Annotated in this window: 23 protein-coding genes; 5 read left to right on the forward strand and 18 right to left on the reverse strand. The window is 30.2% G+C overall.

Going from position 1 to position 20,217, the window contains the following annotated elements; all coding sequences use genetic code 11:
* The first annotated feature begins 529 nt into the window (after positions 1 to 529).
* Positions 530 to 1,681 (forward strand): fructose-1,6-bisphosphate aldolase/phosphatase, encoded by a 1,152-nt coding sequence (fbp, locus tag MAEO_RS00860; RefSeq protein ID WP_011972895.1) that lies wholly within the window; start codon positions 530 to 532, stop codon positions 1,679 to 1,681.
* Here fbp and MAEO_RS00865 read toward each other — a convergent pair whose 3' ends face one another.
* The 10 genes from MAEO_RS00865 to psmA all read right to left on the reverse strand — a co-directional run bounded on the left by MAEO_RS00865 (position 1,682) and on the right by psmA (position 9,898).
* Positions 1,682 to 2,983: a flippase gene (locus MAEO_RS00865; RefSeq protein ID WP_011972896.1), complete on the reverse strand. Its 1,302-nt coding sequence runs from the start codon at positions 2,981 to 2,983 to the stop codon at positions 1,682 to 1,684. It abuts the gene before it with no gap.
* 197 nt (positions 2,984 to 3,180) lie between these two features.
* Positions 3,181 to 4,113: a glutamine-hydrolyzing GMP synthase gene (gene guaA, locus MAEO_RS00870; RefSeq protein WP_011972897.1), complete on the reverse strand. Its 933-nt coding sequence runs from the start codon at positions 4,111 to 4,113 to the stop codon at positions 3,181 to 3,183.
* Positions 4,114 to 4,212: 99 nt separating this feature from the next.
* Positions 4,213 to 5,841 (reverse strand): glutamine hydrolyzing CTP synthase, encoded by a 1,629-nt coding sequence (pyrG, locus tag MAEO_RS00875; protein WP_011972898.1) that lies wholly within the window; start codon positions 5,839 to 5,841, stop codon positions 4,213 to 4,215.
* A gap of 276 nt (positions 5,842 to 6,117) precedes the next feature.
* The gene (locus MAEO_RS00880) at positions 6,118 to 6,465 is read right to left on the reverse strand and encodes a prefoldin subunit beta (RefSeq protein ID WP_011972899.1); all 348 of its coding nucleotides are present in this window, start codon (positions 6,463 to 6,465) and stop codon (positions 6,118 to 6,120) included.
* A 98-nt stretch (positions 6,466 to 6,563) separates the two neighbouring features.
* Positions 6,564 to 6,818, reverse strand: a complete 255-nt coding sequence (locus tag MAEO_RS00885) for a KEOPS complex subunit Pcc1 (RefSeq protein ID WP_011972900.1) — start codon at positions 6,816 to 6,818, stop codon at positions 6,564 to 6,566.
* Positions 6,819 to 6,883: 65 nt separating this feature from the next.
* Entirely contained in the window at positions 6,884 to 7,387 is a 504-nt protein-coding gene (locus MAEO_RS00890; RefSeq protein WP_011972901.1) for an rRNA maturation protein, read from the reverse strand.
* Entirely contained in the window at positions 7,384 to 7,524 is a 141-nt protein-coding gene (locus tag MAEO_RS00895; protein WP_011972902.1) for a DNA-directed RNA polymerase subunit P, read from the reverse strand. The genes MAEO_RS00890 and MAEO_RS00895 overlap by 4 nt, the downstream gene beginning before the upstream one ends.
* A gap of 347 nt (positions 7,525 to 7,871) precedes the next feature.
* Positions 7,872 to 8,162 (reverse strand): 50S ribosomal protein L37Ae, encoded by a 291-nt coding sequence (gene rpl37A / locus MAEO_RS00900; RefSeq protein WP_011972903.1) that lies wholly within the window; start codon positions 8,160 to 8,162, stop codon positions 7,872 to 7,874.
* Between the two features lie 85 nt (positions 8,163 to 8,247).
* Positions 8,248 to 8,949 carry a ribosome assembly factor SBDS gene (locus MAEO_RS00905; RefSeq protein WP_011972904.1) on the reverse strand — a complete coding sequence of 234 codons (702 nt, stop codon included), beginning with the start codon at positions 8,947 to 8,949 and terminating at the stop codon, positions 8,248 to 8,250.
* Between the two features lie 133 nt (positions 8,950 to 9,082).
* Positions 9,083 to 9,898 (reverse strand): archaeal proteasome endopeptidase complex subunit alpha, encoded by an 816-nt coding sequence (gene psmA, locus MAEO_RS00910; protein ID WP_011972905.1) that lies wholly within the window; start codon positions 9,896 to 9,898, stop codon positions 9,083 to 9,085.
* Between the two features lie 623 nt (positions 9,899 to 10,521).
* On the opposite strand from psmA, the gene MAEO_RS07965 reads away from it, so the two are divergent.
* The 4 genes from MAEO_RS07965 to larE all read left to right on the forward strand — a co-directional run bounded on the left by MAEO_RS07965 (position 10,522) and on the right by larE (position 14,192).
* On the forward strand, positions 10,522 to 10,815 hold the full coding sequence (locus tag MAEO_RS07965; protein WP_232202526.1) for a HesB-like protein: 294 nt from the start codon (positions 10,522 to 10,524) through the stop codon (positions 10,813 to 10,815).
* Positions 10,816 to 11,106: 291 nt separating this feature from the next.
* Positions 11,107 to 12,327, forward strand: coding sequence for a 2,3-bisphosphoglycerate-independent phosphoglycerate mutase (locus tag MAEO_RS00915; RefSeq protein WP_011972906.1), 1,221 nt, complete (start codon positions 11,107 to 11,109; stop codon positions 12,325 to 12,327).
* 58 nt (positions 12,328 to 12,385) lie between these two features.
* Positions 12,386 to 13,363 (forward strand): biotin synthase BioB, encoded by a 978-nt coding sequence (gene bioB / locus MAEO_RS00920; RefSeq protein WP_011972907.1) that lies wholly within the window; start codon positions 12,386 to 12,388, stop codon positions 13,361 to 13,363.
* Complete coding sequence (gene larE / locus MAEO_RS00925) at positions 13,353 to 14,192, forward strand: ATP-dependent sacrificial sulfur transferase LarE (protein WP_011972908.1); 840 nt, start codon at positions 13,353 to 13,355, stop codon at positions 14,190 to 14,192. The genes bioB and larE overlap by 11 nt, the downstream gene beginning before the upstream one ends.
* An 18-nt stretch (positions 14,193 to 14,210) precedes the next feature.
* On the opposite strand, the gene hisH is transcribed toward larE, so the two are convergent.
* The 8 genes from hisH to MAEO_RS00965 all read right to left on the reverse strand — a co-directional run bounded on the left by hisH (position 14,211) and on the right by MAEO_RS00965 (position 20,209).
* Entirely contained in the window at positions 14,211 to 14,828 is a 618-nt protein-coding gene (hisH, locus tag MAEO_RS00930; RefSeq protein ID WP_011972909.1) for an imidazole glycerol phosphate synthase subunit HisH, read from the reverse strand.
* Between the two features lie 8 nt (positions 14,829 to 14,836).
* Complete coding sequence (locus MAEO_RS00935; protein ID WP_011972910.1) at positions 14,837 to 15,382, reverse strand: TATA-box-binding protein; 546 nt, start codon at positions 15,380 to 15,382, stop codon at positions 14,837 to 14,839.
* A 219-nt stretch (positions 15,383 to 15,601) separates the two neighbouring features.
* Positions 15,602 to 15,901: a 50S ribosomal protein P1 gene (gene rpl12p / locus MAEO_RS00940; RefSeq protein WP_011972911.1), complete on the reverse strand. Its 300-nt coding sequence runs from the start codon at positions 15,899 to 15,901 to the stop codon at positions 15,602 to 15,604.
* 115 nt (positions 15,902 to 16,016) lie between these two features.
* Positions 16,017 to 17,033 carry a 50S ribosomal protein L10 gene (locus MAEO_RS00945; protein ID WP_011972912.1) on the reverse strand — a complete coding sequence of 339 codons (1,017 nt, stop codon included), beginning with the start codon at positions 17,031 to 17,033 and terminating at the stop codon, positions 16,017 to 16,019.
* A 13-nt stretch (positions 17,034 to 17,046) separates the two neighbouring features.
* Entirely contained in the window at positions 17,047 to 17,688 is a 642-nt protein-coding gene (locus MAEO_RS00950; protein WP_011972913.1) for a 50S ribosomal protein L1, read from the reverse strand.
* Between the two features lie 254 nt (positions 17,689 to 17,942).
* Positions 17,943 to 18,230, reverse strand: a complete 288-nt coding sequence (locus MAEO_RS00955) for a DNA-directed RNA polymerase subunit L (RefSeq protein ID WP_011972914.1) — start codon at positions 18,228 to 18,230, stop codon at positions 17,943 to 17,945.
* A 22-nt stretch (positions 18,231 to 18,252) separates the two neighbouring features.
* A complete protein-coding gene (locus tag MAEO_RS00960; protein ID WP_011972915.1) occupies positions 18,253 to 18,894 on the reverse strand; it encodes an MjaI family restriction endonuclease in 642 nt (213 codons plus the stop codon).
* Positions 18,869 to 20,209, reverse strand: a complete 1,341-nt coding sequence (locus MAEO_RS00965; protein ID WP_011972916.1) for a DNA methyltransferase — start codon at positions 20,207 to 20,209, stop codon at positions 18,869 to 18,871. The genes MAEO_RS00960 and MAEO_RS00965 overlap by 26 nt, the downstream gene beginning before the upstream one ends.
* Positions 20,210 to 20,217 lie beyond the last annotated feature (8 nt).

Here is a 20,217-nt window from a genome sequence, read left to right on the forward strand (position 1 = left end):
TTATAGCTTATATATCATTATGCATTATGGAGCAATATAAATAGACATAATGGCCTACCATAAAGACAAATGGCTATACAATAATAAAGGGCAGAGACACTTTTGGTTTAGCTATCCTGATTAGCCCAATTTATAGTCAATCTTCGGTCGTTTTCATATGGTATGCCACAATTAAAAAGCCAAAATATATTGTTATATTACTAAAAACGAAGTAAATATGAGTAATAATTTCTCAAAACTCCGAAGGAGTTTTTACGACCTCAAAATTCCAGAGGAATTTTTACGATAGGATGAATAAGGGCGGTTATTGAAGATTAACTATGGTTGTCGATATAGGGTGAATTGACAAAACAGTCCTTTTATAGTCCGAAACAATTAAGAATATCTAGGTAATAATAAATATCCCAATTACCTATGTCATTTACGAAAATTGTTCGTAAATTTACTATACTATAAATAATTAACTATAAATATTCTAAATAATATATTGTGTAGATAATATATATTAAACCATATTAAAGGTGATTGAATGAACGGAGAAAAAATAACTTTAAGTGTTATAAAAGCTGATGTAGGAGGATTATGTGGTCATACCTCGGCACCTGAGGAATTAATGGACGCATGTGAATTCGTGCTTGAAGAAGCCCTTGATGAGTTAATAATTGATTACTATGTCACCAAATGTGGAGACGATGTAGATTTAATCATGACCCACCAAAAAGGAACAGATAATAAGGAAATACATGGGTTGGCATGGAGTGCATTTGAGGAAGCCACAGAAGTGGCAAAAGAATTAAAATTATATGGTGCCGGTCAAGATTTACTTTCCGAAGGTTTCACTGGAAATGTAAAAGGAATGGGTCCGGGCTGTGCTGAAATGGAATTTGTTGAAAGACCAAGCGAACCTGTTATAGTATTTTGTAGTGATAAAACAGACCCCGCAGCGTTTAACCTTCCATTTTATAGGATGTTTGCAGACCCATTTAATACGCCAGGATTAGTTTATGACAAAAAAATGCAAACTGGATTTGATTTTGATGTATTGGACATATATCAAAACAAAAAAATATTGTTAAATACTCCAAAAGAAACATATCAATTATTGGCATTAATTGGAAATTTGGAAACTTATTCTGTAAAAAGTGTTTATAGAGCAAGAGATGGGGAAATTGCCGCAACATGCAGTGCAGATAAATTAAGTAAAGTTGGAGGAAAATATGTTGGTAAAGATGACCCTGTGGCAATAGTGAGACCTCAAAGCGGTATGCCATCAGTAGGGGAAATATTGGAAGCATTTGCTAAACCACACATGGTTCCAGGATGGATGAGAGGATGCCACTGGGGACCATTGATGCCTGTTGGTGAGGACGATGCTAACCCAACAAGATTTGATGGACCTCCAAGAATTTTCGCATTAGGATTCCAGCTTTCAAAAGGTAGATTGGTGGGACCAAATGATTTCTTTGCAGATGTTGGATTTGATAGTGCAAGGAAAAAAGCATTAGAAATGGCAGATATGATTAGAGAAATGGGGCCATTCCAGCCTCACAGATTATCTGAGTCTATGATGGAATATAGTTCAATTAAAAAAGTATTGGCCGATTTAGAGGATAGATTTGTGCCAAATGAAAAACATGAAGTCGTAGATAAATTAACCTATGATGTAGAAGACCAAAGTTAATTATTTAAGATTTAATATTTTTTTCTTTTGGGAGCTCCCAAATACACCATAATATATATACGCTAAAATTATTAAAAATATGGACATAGAACTTATTAGCGTAGCATAAGCTCCCCCAATTATTCCTATTTTTGGTATTAAGGTATAATTTAAAATTATATTTAATAATATTCCTACAATTAATATATAAAGTGGTATTTTAGCCCTACCTAATCCCTGTAATGATGAGCTACATACAGTATAAGAACTCATAAAACCTGCTGAAATTGACAATATCTTTAAGCAATTCACGGCATCATTGTTAACAATTCCAAAGAATAATTTTAGGAGCTCCCCCGCAAATATAAATACCACTGCAAGAACAGGAATTACAATAAAGAAATTTAATAATAAACCTTTTTTTAAATAATTAATATCCTTGGTTTTTGCTATTCGTGGTATTAATGGTATGGATATCGCCGAAGCAAATAAAAATACCGCCCGAGATAATAACGAAGCATAACCATAAATACCATTATCATACGCTCCCAATAATGACATAATGGCAATACTATCAATGTCATTTAAAAGACGATATGAAGCGGTCCCCAATGCTATGGGAATGGCATAATATAATACTTGTTTTACCTTTTTATTGTGTTTATTGTCCCATTTAAATAAATTTATGTTTTTTATATTTATATTATCTATTTTAATATATTTTAATAATAAATAATATCCAAAAATCCCGCCAATTAGATATGCAAAGGATATCGATAAAAATGCACCCATTACACCAAATAATAAGGCAAATATAATTAAAAATATTATTTTTGAAGTATTTTCAATAATCCATGTTAAAGACAATTCCTTTATTTTTAAACTGCCCTGCAAAACTCCTCTATTCCACGAGATAAATGAAGAACATATAACAGCCAACACCACAGCAATATATATACTAATATCTATGGTAGAATAACCTCCCCCCAATATATATTTTAATAGTATTATTATGGGAGCTCCCAATATTGAAAATAATATCATGATTTTTAAAATAGATATTATCCACTCATTATTAGAATTTTCATTTTCTGATAGATGTTTTGCTATTGAAGGCGGTATTCCAGAACAAAAAAATATAGTTATTATATCCATAAGTGGAAGAAGTCCTCTAAGAGTTCCAAATCCTTCCGTTCCTAATATTAAAGCAGTTAAAAAATAAAATAAATATCCCATTCCTTTTGAATAGATATTTGAAAAAATCATAAATATGCTATCTTTTAAAAGTCCATCTTTTTTTAAATTTTTTAAATTAAATGACATGTTACCCCAAAGTAAAATATAGTTAATCTTCAATAACTGTCCTTATCCGTCCTTTGTTATCCTATTAGTAGTATATTGTTATCATATTTTAGTAGGGATACTGATTTAGCTTCATTAATGTATTTAATTGAAAAAGACCGAAGATTGACTATAAGTGATAAAAATAGAAAAAATAATAAATTATTTTATTCTTAATATTATTCAAATTCAATTGTTGCAGGTGGTTTATCGGATACATCTAAAACAACTCTTGCAACATTTGGAACTTCTGAGGTAATTCTTTTACTTATTCTTTTTATTATATTAAATGGCAATTCTGGAACACTGGCAGTCATAGCATCAAGGGATTCAACAAATCGAATAACTACAACCCAGTTGTATTCTCTTATGTCTCCTTTAACTCCCGTTGCCTTGGTATCTAGAACAGCAGCGAAATATTGCCATAAATCTTTATTTAATCCTTCTTTCTCAATTTCTTCTTCTACAATTGCATTGGCCTCTTTACATATTTCCAATTTTTCTTCGGTAATTTTTCCCAATATCCTAACGGCAAGACCTGGACCTGGGAATGGCTGTCTATATGCTATTTCATCTGGAAGCCCCAAGTCTTTCGCCAATAATCTTACTTCATCCTTATATAAATCTCTCAAAGGCTCTACTAATTCAAGCACCATTCCACTAGGAAGCGCTATGTTATGGTGAGTTTTTATCTCTCCTTCACTTTCTATCCAGTCCGGAGCTATGGTTCCCTGAACTAAAACTTCTTCCCCATTTTCTTTTGCAACTTCTTCAAATATTTCAATAAATATTCTTCCTATTATTTTTCTTTTTTCCTCTGGGTCATCTACTCCATCTAATTCTTTTAAAAATTGCTCTTTTGCCTCAATTATTCTTAAATTAAGCCCCATGTCTTCTTTAAATATTTTGTATATTTCCTGAGCTTCGTTTTTTCTCATTAATCCTGTATCTACAAAAACAGCCAAAAGCTGGTCTCCAATCGCCCTAGCTGTGAGAACAGCAGCAACAGCACTATCTACACCACCACTAAGGGCAATTATTGTTTTTTTATCTCCTATTTGTTCCTTTATTTCCGCAATTGATTCTTCTATGAATTCTTTGGTATTCATCATAATTACACCTTTATTTTATTTTTTAATTTATATTAATTTATTTTCGGCCATATATTGTTTGGAATGTCAAATTTCAACAACAGACTGTATATTTTTAAATTATTTTTTTAATTTCTTATCAAGTGCCGATTTTACAAGTCCATCAAATAATGGGTGTGGTTTATTTGGTCTTGATTTAAATTCGGGGTGTGCCTGGGTAGCTATAAAATATGGATGGGTTAAAGTATCTAATTCTATAAATTCCGCAAGTTTTCCATCTGGAGAAGTTCCTGAAATAATTAGTCCATTTTCGGTAAGTATGTCGTGATATTCGGGATTTACTTCATATCTATGTCTGTGTCTTTCAAAAGCTTCCTTTTCATTGTATAGCTTTTGTGCAAGGCTTCCTTCTTTTAAGATTGCTTTATATTCTCCAAGTCGCATCGTTCCCCCTTTGTCCTCAATATCTCTTTGCTCTGGCAAATAATCTATTACTGGGAAGGGAGCTCCCTCATCAAACTCTGTGGAATTTGCACCTTTTAAATTACATACATTTCTGGCGAAATCTATTACTGCACATTGCATACCAAGACATATTCCAAGATATGGGATATTATTTTCTCTAGCATATTTTGAAGCATTTACTTTTCCGTCAATACCTCTTTCCCCAAATCCTCCGGGAATAAGTATTCCATCGAGTTTTTCATCTTCTACAAGTTTATCCATTGTTTCTTTATATGTTTCGTCTCTTAATTCTTCGGAGCTGATCCATTCAATATTTACTTTTGTATCATGTTTGGCTCCCGCATGAACTAAGGACTCTGTAATACTTGTGTAGGCATCTTTTAACATTATATATTTTCCAACAATACCTATTGTAATTTCATTCAATGGATTTACTATTCTATCCACCATTGCCCGCCATTCTTTTAAATCTGGCTTAGAATTATTTGTATTAAGTTTTAATTTATTTATTATTAATTTTGCTATGCCCTCTCTTTCGAGATTTAATGGCACCTCGTAAATTGTTCTGGCATCTTTTGCCTCAATTACGGCATCTTTTTCGACATCACAGAATAAAGCCAATTTTTCCCTAGTTTTTTCGCTTATGGGTATTTCTGTCCTACAAACCAATATATTTGGTTGAATGCCTATTCCTCTTAATTCTTTTACACTATGCTGGGTTGGTTTTGTTTTTATCTCTCCTGCTGTCTTTATATATGGAAGTAATGACACATGGACATATAAAACATTATTATCTCCAACATCTTTTTTAAACTGCCTTATTGCCTCTAAAAATGGAAGGCTCTCTATATCCCCAACAGTTCCTCCAATTTCTACAATAGTTATATCGCAGTTAGTTCCAGTTGATTTTATCAGTTCTTTTATTTCGTTGGTTATGTGGGGTATAACTTGAACGGTTTTACCCAAATAGTCTCCTCTTCTTTCTTTTGAAAGGACACTCCAATATACTTTACCTGTGGTAATATTATTATTTGCACTTAATTTTATATCTACAAACCTTTCATAGTTTCCAAGGTCTAAATCTGTTTCTCCGCCGTCGTCTGTAACAAACACCTCTCCATGTTCATAGGGGGACATTGTTCCAGCATCTATTTGTAAATATGGGTCTATTTTTACCATATTTATTTTAAATCCTCTTGCTTTTAATAATCTTCCTATTGATGACGCCGTGATTCCTTTTCCAAGTGATGAAACCACTCCGCCAGTTATGAATATAAATTTCATAGTAGCTCCTCTGTTATTAAAATAAAATAATAATATTTATAAGATAATAAATTTCTAGTTATATAAATAATATATGCCATAATTTATAACCATTGGGCAAAATAATATAAAAAATTAAGCTATAATATTATATAAAAATATCCAAAAAGATATTAGCATATGTTATGTTTTGCAATATTCTGAAAGACAATATATAATAATTTAAAAAGCGTTGAAATGTTTAATATCTAAATGAGGTCATTAAAAAATAAGATAAATAAAAATAATAAAAAAGAATTATGCTATATTAGTTCCTTGAAGTGCTTTTTGCAATGATTCCTGCATGTCTGTTAATCTTTTTTGCATTTTTTCTTCTTGTTTTGCAAATGTTGTAATTCTTACTTTGTAGGTTTCTACTTTTTCGCTTAATTCTTCTTTTACATCTTCCTTGTTTCTACTTACTAGAATTCCGCCTGCCATTTTATATACGGTGCTATCTTCGGATTTTTCCATTTCTTCCATTGCTTTTTCCATTTCTTTTATTTGGGCTTCCAATTGTTGTTTTTGCATAACAATTGTTTGTAATTGCTGTTGGAGTTGTTGAAACTGCATTAATTGATTTTGAATATTTGCTGGCATATCCATAATTTTCCCTCTTTTACTACTTTATCTTTTTTCATATGTATTTTATGTATGATAAATAAAAACATATCGGAACTATATAAAATAATTATTCAATATTATTATATTGTTAATTTATATATACCTTCCGCCGTCTTTATCCACCGAATATATGAATAAAATGATGCTTTTAATATACTAACTTCATTTGCAAATGAGTTTATGAATAGAATATTATCTCGGAGCTCCATAACACATTTTGACTTAATCTGTGATTCATTATGTTCTATTAATATGGCATTATATATTATTTCTGCCATTTCTTTTGAATCATAAGTTATTTTTAAGGTAAAATTTGGTTTATTTTTTATTTCCATAATTAACCTTGTATGTATTATTTATATTTTATTTTTATTATTTTATTATTTTATTATTTATTGTATTATTCCTTATCCATAATTTTAATAGACTTAACTATTATTAAAGGTCCTATTTTTTCATCTTTATTATAAAATTGAATATAAAACAAATTTCTACCATCAGAACCTTCAAAACTCATTTTAAAATCTGAATCTTCATTTAGTTCATCGAAAAATTCTAAAAACAGTTCTTTATAGTTGTATTCCCCACATTCTTCATTATATAGTCTGTCAAATGATATGTCTAATAGTCTAGTGGGGTTTGCTATTTCTTTATTGCATACTTCTCTTTGAAGTTTTGCAGATATTAGCATGGAGATTACCTGATTATTTCTGGTATCATGGAGCTCCACCCTGCCAGGATTTCCAGTATATTCTCCGACTAATATATATTTAGGATATTTTTCAGATATTTTATTTATGGGAGTTTTACCTCTGTTAAATACTGACAATCCCAAAACTCTTGCTAAATCATTTACAAAACTTCGGGTTTTTTGAGAAGGTTTTCGTGATGTTGTTATTATCATCTTGCCTTCACTTCTTTAATTATTCTAGTTCTTAATTTAATTAATAACTTATTACTACAATATGGACATTTTGCTTTCATTCCTAATTCATCCTGGGTAATAATTCTCCCGCAGTTTGAACATTTATATTCTACCATAGTTCCACCAAATAACATAAAATTAGCATAATAAAATAAATATGGTCTGTTCGAGAATTTTTATAGTGAATAGCATTTCGAGATTTTTACAATCGTAAAAATTGCTGTGCAATTTTAAGATGTTTCAAATAAATATTACTTAACCATATGATTTATAACAAACATGCTTTTTGAACATTAAAAAATTCATTTGAGATTTTGTCTAATTTTCTCGTTACACTCGAAAACACACTACAAATTTAAGCATATATTTAACATATTATATCTAAAAATAAAAATAAATAATAATTTAATAAATAACTACTAAATAACTACTAATAGATTAGATAAGTATATATTTATTAAATTTAAATTTCCTTGGTTTTACTTTCAATTACTCTTCTAATAGCCTTAGCTACTACTTTTCCTGCACCAGTTTCTGGGGTATATGCCCCTCCTGCCATTTTAGCACCGCATTTTTTACATTCCCATATGGATGTACTGATTCTTTTTAATTTCATAAATCCACATACGGGACATTTATATGCTTTCTTTTGTTTTATTTCTACATCTCTAACTCTAACTCTAACTTTTCTTCCGTATCTTGCTCCAAACCTACCGGCTGAACCGATTTTTTTTGTATGGCTAAATTCTACCATTTTAATCACCGCTTTGTATATTATTTTTTTCTTTGTATTTATTTATAAATCTATGTTTTATATAATAATAAATCATTTTAGAATATTAATATCGCTTTAATATTTTTGTTTGAACATTTCCTTTTGTAATTTTATTTAAATGTCCGTAGAATTCAGTTTCAATACCACTTGGAATCTCTATAACAAAAACAAGAGAACCGTCTGATTGCCATTCTTCTTTTTTTATGGTTCCATAATTACTAACTGAATGGTATGCAGTTGTGGAATATTCTGCTGGAATTCTAACAGCAAGATCTCTTTTTTCAAACTTAATTGGAATTAATCTCCTAATATCCTTAATAATATCCGGAATTTGTTCTTCGGCACTTTTATAAATATCTATGTTTGCCCGTATTTCCTCCATTACTTTTTCAATTCTGTTTGGAGGGTGAGGTGTATCAGTTTGAGGGTTTATGGTGTTTCTTGCAATTAAAGAAATGATTTGTTTTCTTTTTTGTTCCTTCATTTCTTTTCTCTGCTGTGAAGTAAGTTGAACTGTTCCCTTTAATACAATTTTTTTTGCAACTTCCTTTTTATCAGTAGTTCCAAATATTTTTTCTAATAATTCATCTGGGACCTTCTCTCCTTTTCCAGAATCCTTATATATGTCCTCAGATGCTAGTATTTCAGAAATATCCAGTTTTTGCCCTTCTTTAAATTTAGCAGACAGATAAGGGTCCACCAATACCTCAAACTTCTCCCCGTGGGATTGAAGCCGTGCAATTACAGCTTTTTCCAATGGCACCATAATATCTCCTTTTTTTATTTATATACCTTTCGATTATATAATCATTTTGATATATGATTTTATATGATACATTTTAATAAATGACATTGATATTTTAATTTATTTATTATCTAATTTATCTATCCTATATGTATTAATTGTCAATTTTACCCATCTCGTTATTATCTCCATTTTCCTCAGCATGTTCCTCTTCCTTTTCTTCCTTTTCTTTTTCATCTTCTATTTTATCGGACACTTTTTTTAGGAGCTCCTTAATTTCCTCAAATTGTAATTTTTTTACAACTTTTTCGTCATCTGTAATAATTGCCATATCTATATTTTCAGGCAATAATGCCATGTTTGATGACTTACTAAGGGCATATAAAGCAAGTTCAAGAGCTTCCTCTCTGCTTATGTTTTCATCATATTTTTCTTCAAGTATTTCCATTGCCGAAGGTCTTCCAAATCCTATTGCAGTTGCCTTATATTCAATTAAAGCACCGCTTGGGTCAGTTTCGAATAATTTTGAATTATGTCTATCTATTCCTGCAATTAGTAATGAAATACCAAAAGGTCTTGAACCTCCATGCTGTGTATATGCCTGTTTAATATCACAAATTTTCTTTGAAAGAGCTTCAACGGTCATGGGTTCTCCGTATGTAATTTTATTTATTTGAGCTTCTACTCTTGCCCTATCCACTAAAATTCTTGCATCTGCAATTAAACCGGAACTTGCAGCCATTATGTGCTCATCTATATGGAATATTTTTTCGACTGAATATTTTTCTATCAATTTACTCATTATTCTTCTATCGACTGCTAAAATAACTCCTCCGCTGTATTTTATGCCTATTGCAGTTGTTCCTCTTCTAACAGCTTCTCTTGCATATTCAACCTGATATAATCTTCCTTCTGGGCTAAATACTGTAATTGCCCTATCGTATCCACCTTGTATTGGATTCATTTGCATATTGTCCCTCTCATATAATTTATATTCTCATATAATAATATTATAATAATATTTATATTATCTTATTTTTTTTATTAAATACATCGTTATGATGTTTTATATTTATATATGGTTTATATGTTGTAGTATATATTGGTTTATATATAATTTTTATTTAGTTTAATTTAACATTGTTTATATACTTATTTATTATAATGTACTTTACGATGTCAAATTTCCAAAGAAAATTTTGAAATTTTATAATTGCAAATATAGTCAATCTTCGGTCTTTTTCACTAAACCATCTCAAAATCGCAAAGCGATTTTTACGATCGTATAAATTTTTCAGAGAAAAATTTAGAGATCATATTAAAGCTAAAATCTCTACCATATTATTAATAAATGAAGAAATTCGTTTACAAAAGCTATGCTTTTGTATAAAATCTCAAAGAGATTTTATTTAATAATGGGACGGATAATGGACAGTTATTGAAGATTAACTATGGTTCTCGAATATACTATATATTATTGGTTGTTCGCATATGGGGCATAACAAAACATATATATACTACATTAGTTAATATTAAATATGTTAATAACCTATTATTAGATATATCGTTAATAATGACATTGAATGTGATACTATGATACCAGTAAGCATATCAGAAGAGGCTATGGAATTTATCTCTGGGAAATTAGAGAAATCAGATTTGGATACCATAGTAATTTATTTTGAAGGATTTGGGTGAGGAGGACCTAAATTTGGAATAGATGTAAAAGCTCCAAAAGAAACTGACGATTTAATATACGATAATGAATTTAAAATATATCTAGAAAAAACCGCAGGGCAGTTTTTAAGTGAGGTAAATATCGTATTAAAAAAGTCAATGTTTTATGGGAAATATCTCTCAATTAAAGGAGCAGGCGGAAGATGCTAAATTAAATTATAGCCAAACCTAAGAACCCTTTTGGGATTAGGTTTTTTCTTATTATTTTTTATTATTTATTATATTTTTTTATAATCTTATTTTTTATATCGTTATATCTTTATAGTCAATCTTCGAACTGTTTCACTCTATATTTATATAAATAAGACTATATTCTATTAATATGTCATATTCAACTAATATTTGGGACAATTAAGGGGACAGTTATTGAACTTACTATATTAACCAATAGTTTTTAATAATTTAAATACAGAGTATAATAAAAAAAAGCATGGTGAAAATATGAAGGCTGTAGTTTTTATTATCGATGGATTAGGAGATAGACCAAACAAACAAGGTAATACTCCGTTAAAAGAAGCACATACTCCCACAATGGATAAAATGGCAAAAGAAGGAATCTGCGGAATTATGAATGCCGTAGATATTGGGGTAGGCCCTGGAAGTGATACGGCACATTTAGCACTACTGGGATACAACCCATATACTACATACACAGGAAGAGGACCCTTTGAAGCTTGTGGTGTTGGAATAGATGTTAAAGCAGGAGATATTGCATTCAGGTGTAATTTTGCCACCGTTGATGACAATCTTACCATCATAGATAGGAGAGCTGGAAGAATAAAAAACACCGAAGAATTAGAAAAGGCAATAGATGGACTTAAAGTAGATGGCGTTGAAGTAATATTTAAACAATCAGGCGGATATAGGGCCGCACTTGTTTTAAGGGGTCCAAATTTAAGTGATAAAATAACAGAGGGCGACCCACATAAAGAAGGAGTTCCAATTCCAGAAGTAAAACCACTTGATAATTCAGAAGATGCAAAAAGAACGGCAACTATATTAAATAAAGTAATAAAAATAGCACATGATAAATTAAACAGCCACCCTGTAAATGAAGAAAGAAGGAAAAATGGGGAGCTCCCTGCCAATGCCATATTGCCAAGGGGAGTTGGTATGGTTCCAAATATTCAGCCATTTAACGAGAAAAATGATATAAAAGGAGCATGCATTGCTGGAACAGGACTTATAAAAGGAATTGCAAAAATGGTGCAATTAGATTATATTGATGTAGAGGGGGCAACAGGAACACCCACCACAAACCTAAAAAATAAAGCTGATGCATTATTAAATGCAATAAAAACCTATGATTTTGTGTTAATAAATGTGAAGGGGGCCGATGAAGCTTCTCATGATGGAAATTATGAACTCAAAAAAGAATTTATTGAAAAAATTGATAAAATGTTAAAATATATACTTGAAAATATAGATAAAAATGAGGTATATATTACTTTAACAGGAGACCATTCCACGCCAATAGAGAAAAAAGACCATTCAGCCGACCCGATACCAATAGTTATATGGGGCAAGAGTGTTAGGGTAGATGCCGTTGAAACATTTGATGAATTTTCCACTTATAAAGGAGGTCTTTGCTGGATAAAAGGAGAAAATATTGTGCCAATACTTCTTGATTTAACTGGAAAAGCCCATAAATACGGTGCTTAAATTTAATTTATTTAAATTAAATATTATTATTTTATTATTTTATAATATGTGTGATATTATGGAAGAATTTACAGGTATAGGCTATTTTTACAAAAAATCCATTAAAAACCAGTTGGATAAAAAGGATGCTTCGTTATTATGGGAGCTCCCCTATTACACATTATTGTATCTTGCAAATTGTGTAAAAAAACACAATAATAGTAATAATATCGATTTATGTTCCATAATAAATGCCAAATCTGGATTATGTTCTGAAAATTGTGCTTTTTGTTCTCAATCATTACATAACAGCTCAAAAATAAAAGAATATCCTTTAAAACCAAAAGAAGATATTTTAAAACAGGCGAAATACATAGAAAAATATAGTAATAGATTTTCAATAGTTGTTAGTGGTAAAACAGTAAATGATAGAGAATATAATGAAATAATAGATGCTATAAAGGACATCAAAAAAGAAACCAATTTAAAAGTTTGTGCTTCTTTGGGATTATTGGATAATAGTCAATTAAAAGAATTAAAGGATTTAGATGTTAGAATACACAATAATTTAGAAACTTCAAAAGAATATTTTGATAAAATATGCACCACCCACACATATGATGACAAAGTAAAATCCATAACAATGGCAAAAAAAATAGGTTTGGAGGTCTGTAGTGGTGGCATAATTGGACTAGGGGAAAGCCTTGAAAATAGAATAAATTTATTTTATGAATTAAAAGAATTGGATGTTGAGGGAATACCCATAAATATATACAATCCAATTAAAGGAACTAAAACCTATGAATTATTAAATAACAATGCGATAAAACAAATTACTCCAATTGAAGCTTTAAAATCCATTGCCATATGTAAATTAATATTGCCTAATAAAGATGTTAGATTATGTGGTGGCAGAGAATACAATTTGAGAGATTGGCAAAGTTTATCATTATTGGCAATTGATGGGCTTATGATTGGCAACTATTTAACCACCAATGGTAGAAATATCGAAGACGATATAAAAATGATAGTTGACGGGGGATTTGATGGAAAATAATATATTAAAAAATACAATAGATGATGAGTTAAAGAAAAAATACAATTTATTAAAAGAATATTTTAAAGATAAAACTGTAATTATATCATATTCGGGGGGAGCAGATAGTTTATTGGTGGCAAAAATAGCTTCCAACGCTGCAAAAGAGCACCTTGCCATAACCATTGACAATGGATTTTTTACAAAACAGGCAATAATTAATTCAAAAATAAGGGCAAAAAAATACAACATAAATCATAAAATCATTAATATTGACTATTTTAATAGTGAATTTAATAATAAAAATAATAATATTGACATTAACATTGAAAATATTAACAATGATTTAAAAAATAGATGCTATTATTGTAAAAAAGACATTGCATTAACTATTAAAGGACAATTAAAAAAATATGATTATGATATGATTGTAGATGGAACAAATTATTCTGATTTATTCGAGGATAGGCCAGGTATAAAGGCATACAAAGAACAAAATATAAAATCACCACTTGCGGAGCTCCACATTACAAAGAAAGAAGTATTTAAATTATTGGATTATTTAGATATGGAGCTCCCAAAAAAAGACAGCTGTTTAGCCACAAGAATATTAACTCCCCCAATTACTACTGATAAATTAAAAACTGTTGAAATGGCGGAGAACTATTTAGTAAATTTATTAAATATAAAAGAATATTTTAGAGTTAGGACATATTATGACATTGCAATTGTTGAAATAACGGAAAAAGACTATTGTAAGTTAAATGATATTAAAAATATTAAACAGATTAACAACGAATTTAAAAAATTAGGATTTACAAAATGCTGTTTTGAACTTATTGAAAAATAACTAAAAAATAATAAATAATTAAATCAATTCAACGAAATTCTCAATCATTTTTAATCCTGCATTACCACTTTTTTCAGGGTGAAACTGGGTGGCATATATGTTATCCTTATTTAATACGCAGGCAAATTTATTGCCATAATCACTAACTCCTGCTATGACATCGGCATTTGATGGATTTACGAAATATGAATGAACAAAATAAAAATACTCATTATTTTTTATGCCCTCAAATAGGGGAATATCTTTAACTTGTTCGACATTATTCCAGCCCATATGGGGGATTTTTTCTACGCCTTTAAATTTTAAAACATCTCCTTTTATAATTCCCAATCCTCCATCTTTTGAATCCCCACATTCTTCACTTTGTTCCATTAACAGTTGCATACCTAAACAAATGCCTAAAAATGGAACATTCTCTACCGCTTTACCTATCACTTCTTTTAAAGAATATTCTCCATTCTTAATGGATAAATTTTGCATCACACTTCCGAAATTTCCAACTCCTGGTAGTATTATTTTATCTGCACTGAAAATGGTTTCAGGGTCGTTGGTAATTACTATGTTATTAGAATATAATTCAACGGCCTTTTTTATGCTTCTTAAATTCCCTGCATTGTAGTCAATTATAGCAATCACAATATCACTTAAAAATATTCTTCTTCAAGTTCTTTCACTGTATTTTTTATTTTTTCAAGGGCAATGTATGCATCTTCTTTATTTTTTAATCCCGTTATAACAACTTTTCCACTGCCAAATACCAATAATACAACTTTTGGAGATTCCATTCTATAAACTAATCCGGGGAATTGCTCTGGTTCATATTCTGTTCTTTCAAGAGTAGATAAGTCATCTAAATTAGGTTCCATACCGAGCTCCGCAGTAGCCACCATATTTTGAACTTTTACCTCGGGAGTATCAATTAAATCTAATCCAGCTTCTCTTAAATATTCCATAACTTTGTTTATTGCAATTACTGCATCTTCTTTGCTTTTTGCACCAGTGCAGTTTAATTTACCACTTCTAAATATTAATAATGCAACTTTTGGGTCACTTAATCTACAAACTAATCCAGGGAATTGCTCTGGTTCATATTCTGAATTATCAAGAACATCTGCAACATATTCTAAGTCGATATCGTCCCCTATTTTTGTGGAGACTACAACATTTACAATTTTTATTTCGGAGCTCATAATATCTCACCTATATTTTATAATATTTTATTTATATAGTATATATAGTATATAAAGGTATTATATAAATATCGGTATAATATCTACATATATATTTAATTTAAATTTATAGATTAAATGTTAAAATAATATTGAATAAGAAAATTGACCATAAATAAAACTTAAACCGCATATATTAATTATATTAAAAAAATAAAAAAATAAAATATATGAGAATAATTACATGAAGAGAGCTCCTAATCCAGCAGCAGCTGCTTCGGAGTTTTCTTCTTCTTTTTTCTCTTCTTTAGCTTCTTCTTTAGCTTCTTCTGCAGCTGGTGCAGCAGCAACAGCAACTGGTGCAGCAGCAGCTTTTGATATAGCTTCTTCAATATCTACTCCATCTAATGCAGCAACTAATGCTTTAACTCTTGCGTCTACTACTTCCACACCTGCGGCGGACAATATTGCACTAACAGCGTCCTCTGTAATTTCTTTACCTGCTGAGTTTAATAATAATGCAGCGTATATATATTCCATATTTACACCTCAAATATGTCAAATTGTTTCTTTTTATTGTTTTATCTTAATTTTAAGTTATATTTATATTTTACTATAAATAAAGTATTCGAATTTATGAGATATATTTAATTTATTAGAATAGCATTCCCAATCCAGCGGCTGGTGCTTCTTCTTCTTCTTCTTTCTCTTCTTCTTTCTCTTCTTTTGGAGCTTCTTCTTCCTTAGCTTCCACAGCAGATGCAGTCGAAGATACTCTTTCTTTTAAATCATCGTCAAGTGCTTCTTCACCAGCTTCTGATGCAACAGATAACATTTGAGCATAAGCTTTTCCAAGTATGTCATCAACAGTTTTGTCCGTAATGAACGCACTTTCGATAGATACAGCTTTTGCTTCTGTAAATGCTTTTTGCAATATTGTTTCAATTGTTTCAGTTGTAGGTATTGCAGCATTAACTGACAAATTAAATGCACTTGTGAAGGCAGATTGTATATTTTGAACAAACTCTTCTTCATCTATTTTCAATACATCAGATGTATATACTATACCATCTTCATAAGCTGCCAATAAGTCTAAACCTACTTTTGTTGGTTTAATACCTAATGCTGAAAGCACTACGGCAACTTTTGGAGATACTACTTCTCCTTCTTTAACGATAACGGTATCATCTTTTATTGCGATTTTACCTTTATCAATTACAGCAGGAAGGCCAGCACCTTTTAATTCTCCTAAAAATGGTCCTGGTGGCATTCCTGTTGAACCTGCTTCAACTACTATATCACTAGGGGCGATAGCACCGGCTTTTATAGGAGCAGGAGCTTTACCATCTTCCAATGTTTTGTATAATTTGAATGGGTTCATGTCTGTAATTACTATTGCAGCTCCTCTTTCAAGGCATTCTGCCAACTTAGCAAATTTGGGGTCATTGGATTCCTCTGCGAGTTCTTCAATAGCTCTTTTAATTAAGGTATTTCTTGACATTCTTAATGTCATTAAATCCCTAATATTATCTCTGATTTCTTGAAGTTGCACAGCAGGAACTTCCATCATATCTACTAATGCAATGACCTGTCCTTCTTTCAATAATTTTTTCAAATTATTTACTTCTTCAATTTTCCAAGGGGCTATTTTATGTTCTTCTGCAACTATCATATAGTATCCACCCCTACTCTTTTATAGGAACTGATGGTCCCATTGTTAGTTTTGTATAAGCATTTTTAACATGGTAAAGCCCCTTTTCGTATTGCCTAGCAACAGTGCTTAATATTGCATCAATATTTTCAGCAAGCTCTTCATCATTTAATTTTTCAGTTCCTGCCAATACTTTAAATGATGGCTTGTCTCTTGTATTTATGCTAACTGTTTTCTTAAATCTTTCAACAAGTGGTTTTAAGTTTGCATTTGCAGGCACCGGTTGTGGCATTTTACCTCTTGGACCCAATACAGGACCTAAGGTTTTACCAACGAGGGGCATCATGTCTGCCTGAGCAATGAAAAAATCATTTTCATTTGCTAGCTTTTTAGCGTTTTTCTTATTTTTTCCTAATTCTTCTAATTCTTCCTGTCTTATTACAGTGAGGCCCATTTCATCTGCCTGAGCTGCTAAATCCCCTTTTGCAATTACTGCAATTTTGGATTCCTTACCTCGTCCGTGTGGTAAAATAACATTTTGTTTAATTCTATTTTCAGGTCTTGAAAAATCAAGCTCCTTCAAATTTACAATTAAATCCACGGACTGGTTGAAGTTTCGCGGCTTAGCATTTTTACGAGCCTCCTTCACTGCATTCAATATTGTTTCTCTGTCCATGTAATAGCCTCCTGTAATTATTAACCGCATTGTATTTTTAATATTTTAAGTAATATATTTTATTCTATATTAATATATATTTATATGCAATCCAATATTTGCGGTCAAACATGGAGCAAATTTAATATCAGATAACTATTATATAAAGATTATGGTAATGGATGGAATATTATTTTTATTATTATTATTATTTTCATGTGGTTCTTGAAAGCGTCACAGGGAGCTCCGAAAAATCAAATAATATCAATATATAATTAATTCATCACATTATTGCATAAATCTATAATTTCTTTTAAGGCTTCCTTTAATACTTCTTCGGCATTAACTCCTTCCGTAGTTTTTAATATCAATATTGGGTTGGAAATATGCAAATCAGTTTCAGGGTCTAAAACAGGATGTTCTAAGGCATATGATGCCATAACTACCTTATCTTTTTTATCCAACAACATATCTTTTAAAAGATTGCTTAATGAATGGTCATCATGTATTAATTCTACTTCAATGTAATTTTCTGTTTTATTCAATATTTTTATATAATTCATTTTATCACCTTCTACATATATATTAGTTTTTTAGTTTAATTATTTCGTTTCTAATTTCATTAATTATATCCACATTATATATTCTTTTTTTATTTCCGTCTTTTATTGAATAAATATAATATACATTTCCACCATATTTCTTAGTAAATTTAATATGGGTTTTTCCCTGTATCTTTTTTTCTTTATAAATCTCAGGTATGTGGGACACATTACTCATTGGTTTTATTTGAAGTCCAATATATTTACCATTTACTTCTATAAAAAAATCTACATTGTATAGTCTATCCCATTCATCGGGTGCTGGTTCAATTTTTACATCTAAATCATCCAGTTCTTTCTGCAATTGCCCATAAATTGTTTTTATTTCTGTCATGTACCCATCAAAAGTCCTATTTATCACCATATTATGTATATAATTTATACAGTCCTCTTCCGTGATACACTCAACTTCCGATGCTACTACTTCTGTTATTTTAATATACAATTTTTGACCCAATTCATCTATATGTTCCTTTGACCTAACTTTCGAGTAATAATATTCTTTCCACTCCTCCGATGATTTTGGAGAGCATTTTCTAATCTCCTCAGATACTGCACCAACATTTCGTTTAAAATTCAACTGAAATCTATTCATAGCACTATTTAATATCCATTCTTTTGCCATATTTTGCCTCATTTTTGTATTTTAAAAATCTATTTTTATGAATATATTCCATATTATCATCTACATCTACGAGATTATTTTTAATAAGATGGGCATTGATAAATGTTTTATTTTTTAAATACAAATATGCCATTAAATTATTTTTATCGTCGTATTTATTTGTATCAAATTTTAAAAAGACTTTTTGATTTTTTGTTTTATTTTTTAAAAATTCAATCGCTTCGTCTCGTTTTTCAGGAATTTCTTTTATGCCAATTAATCTAATTATAATACCATTGTTTAATTCTATCAATTCAGGGCTTATTACTTGTTTAACTCTGTAATATTCAATCCTTGATTTTTGATTTTTATTATCAATATCTGTTTTATCTATTTTAGAACCAAATTTCAATTTTTTTGGGTCTATTTTTTTATCAAATTTAACAGGGTCTTTGAATATATAGGGGAGCTCCTTTATTTTATCATTCCAATTTTTATCATCTTCATTTAAATTTTGTTCAACTACTTCAATTTCATAATCTTTTAAAAGTGTTTCCTGATTGGCCCCTAATTTATCCAATATTATTGGTAAAAACTCCTTGTTAAGCTCATAACCTATTGAATTCCTATCTAATTTTTTAGCCGCCAATGATGTTGTTCCACTACCTAAAAATGGGTCTAAAACCGTCTCGCCCACAAAAGAGAACATTTTTATTATTCTTTTAGGTAATTCCTCTGGAAACATTGCCAAATGTTTATCCTGTTTAACTCCATTAAAATACCAATGTCCTGAAAAATATTCTTTCCATTCTTCCTTTGTTAATTTTGATGCTTCTTTAATTTCTTTTGAAGGTTTTGGAGCATTTCCTGGTTTTTTAAATATTAATATGTGCTCGTAGTCGATTTTTATAATTCCATTTCTTGGATATGGATACGAACCCATTACAGAAGCCCCGCCTGTTGTATTCATTGTGGTATTTTTTTGCCAAACTATTGCCCCCATATAATCAAAACCTATTGTTTCAGCAAATTTTATAATTTCTGTTCTTATTGGTATTACTTTATATCTACCATAATAAACGGAGCGGGCAAACTGGTCTCCGATATTAATTACCATTCTACAGCCCGGGTGCAATACTCGATAACATTCTTTCCATACTAAATTTAAATTGTTTATATATTCCTCATAACTGTCATTAAATCCTATCTGCTCTTCAACACCATAGTCCTTTAATTGCCAATATGGTGGAGAGGTAATAATAAGATGAACGGAATTATCAGGAATTTCCACCATATTTCTTGAATCTCTTATAATTACATTATGAAAGGTCTTCATATTATCAC

It is taken from the genome of Methanococcus aeolicus Nankai-3 (genome assembly GCF_000017185.1).
In the GTDB taxonomy this organism is placed as follows: Archaea; AGJL01; Methanococci; order Methanococcales; family Methanococcaceae; genus Methanofervidicoccus; species Methanofervidicoccus aeolicus.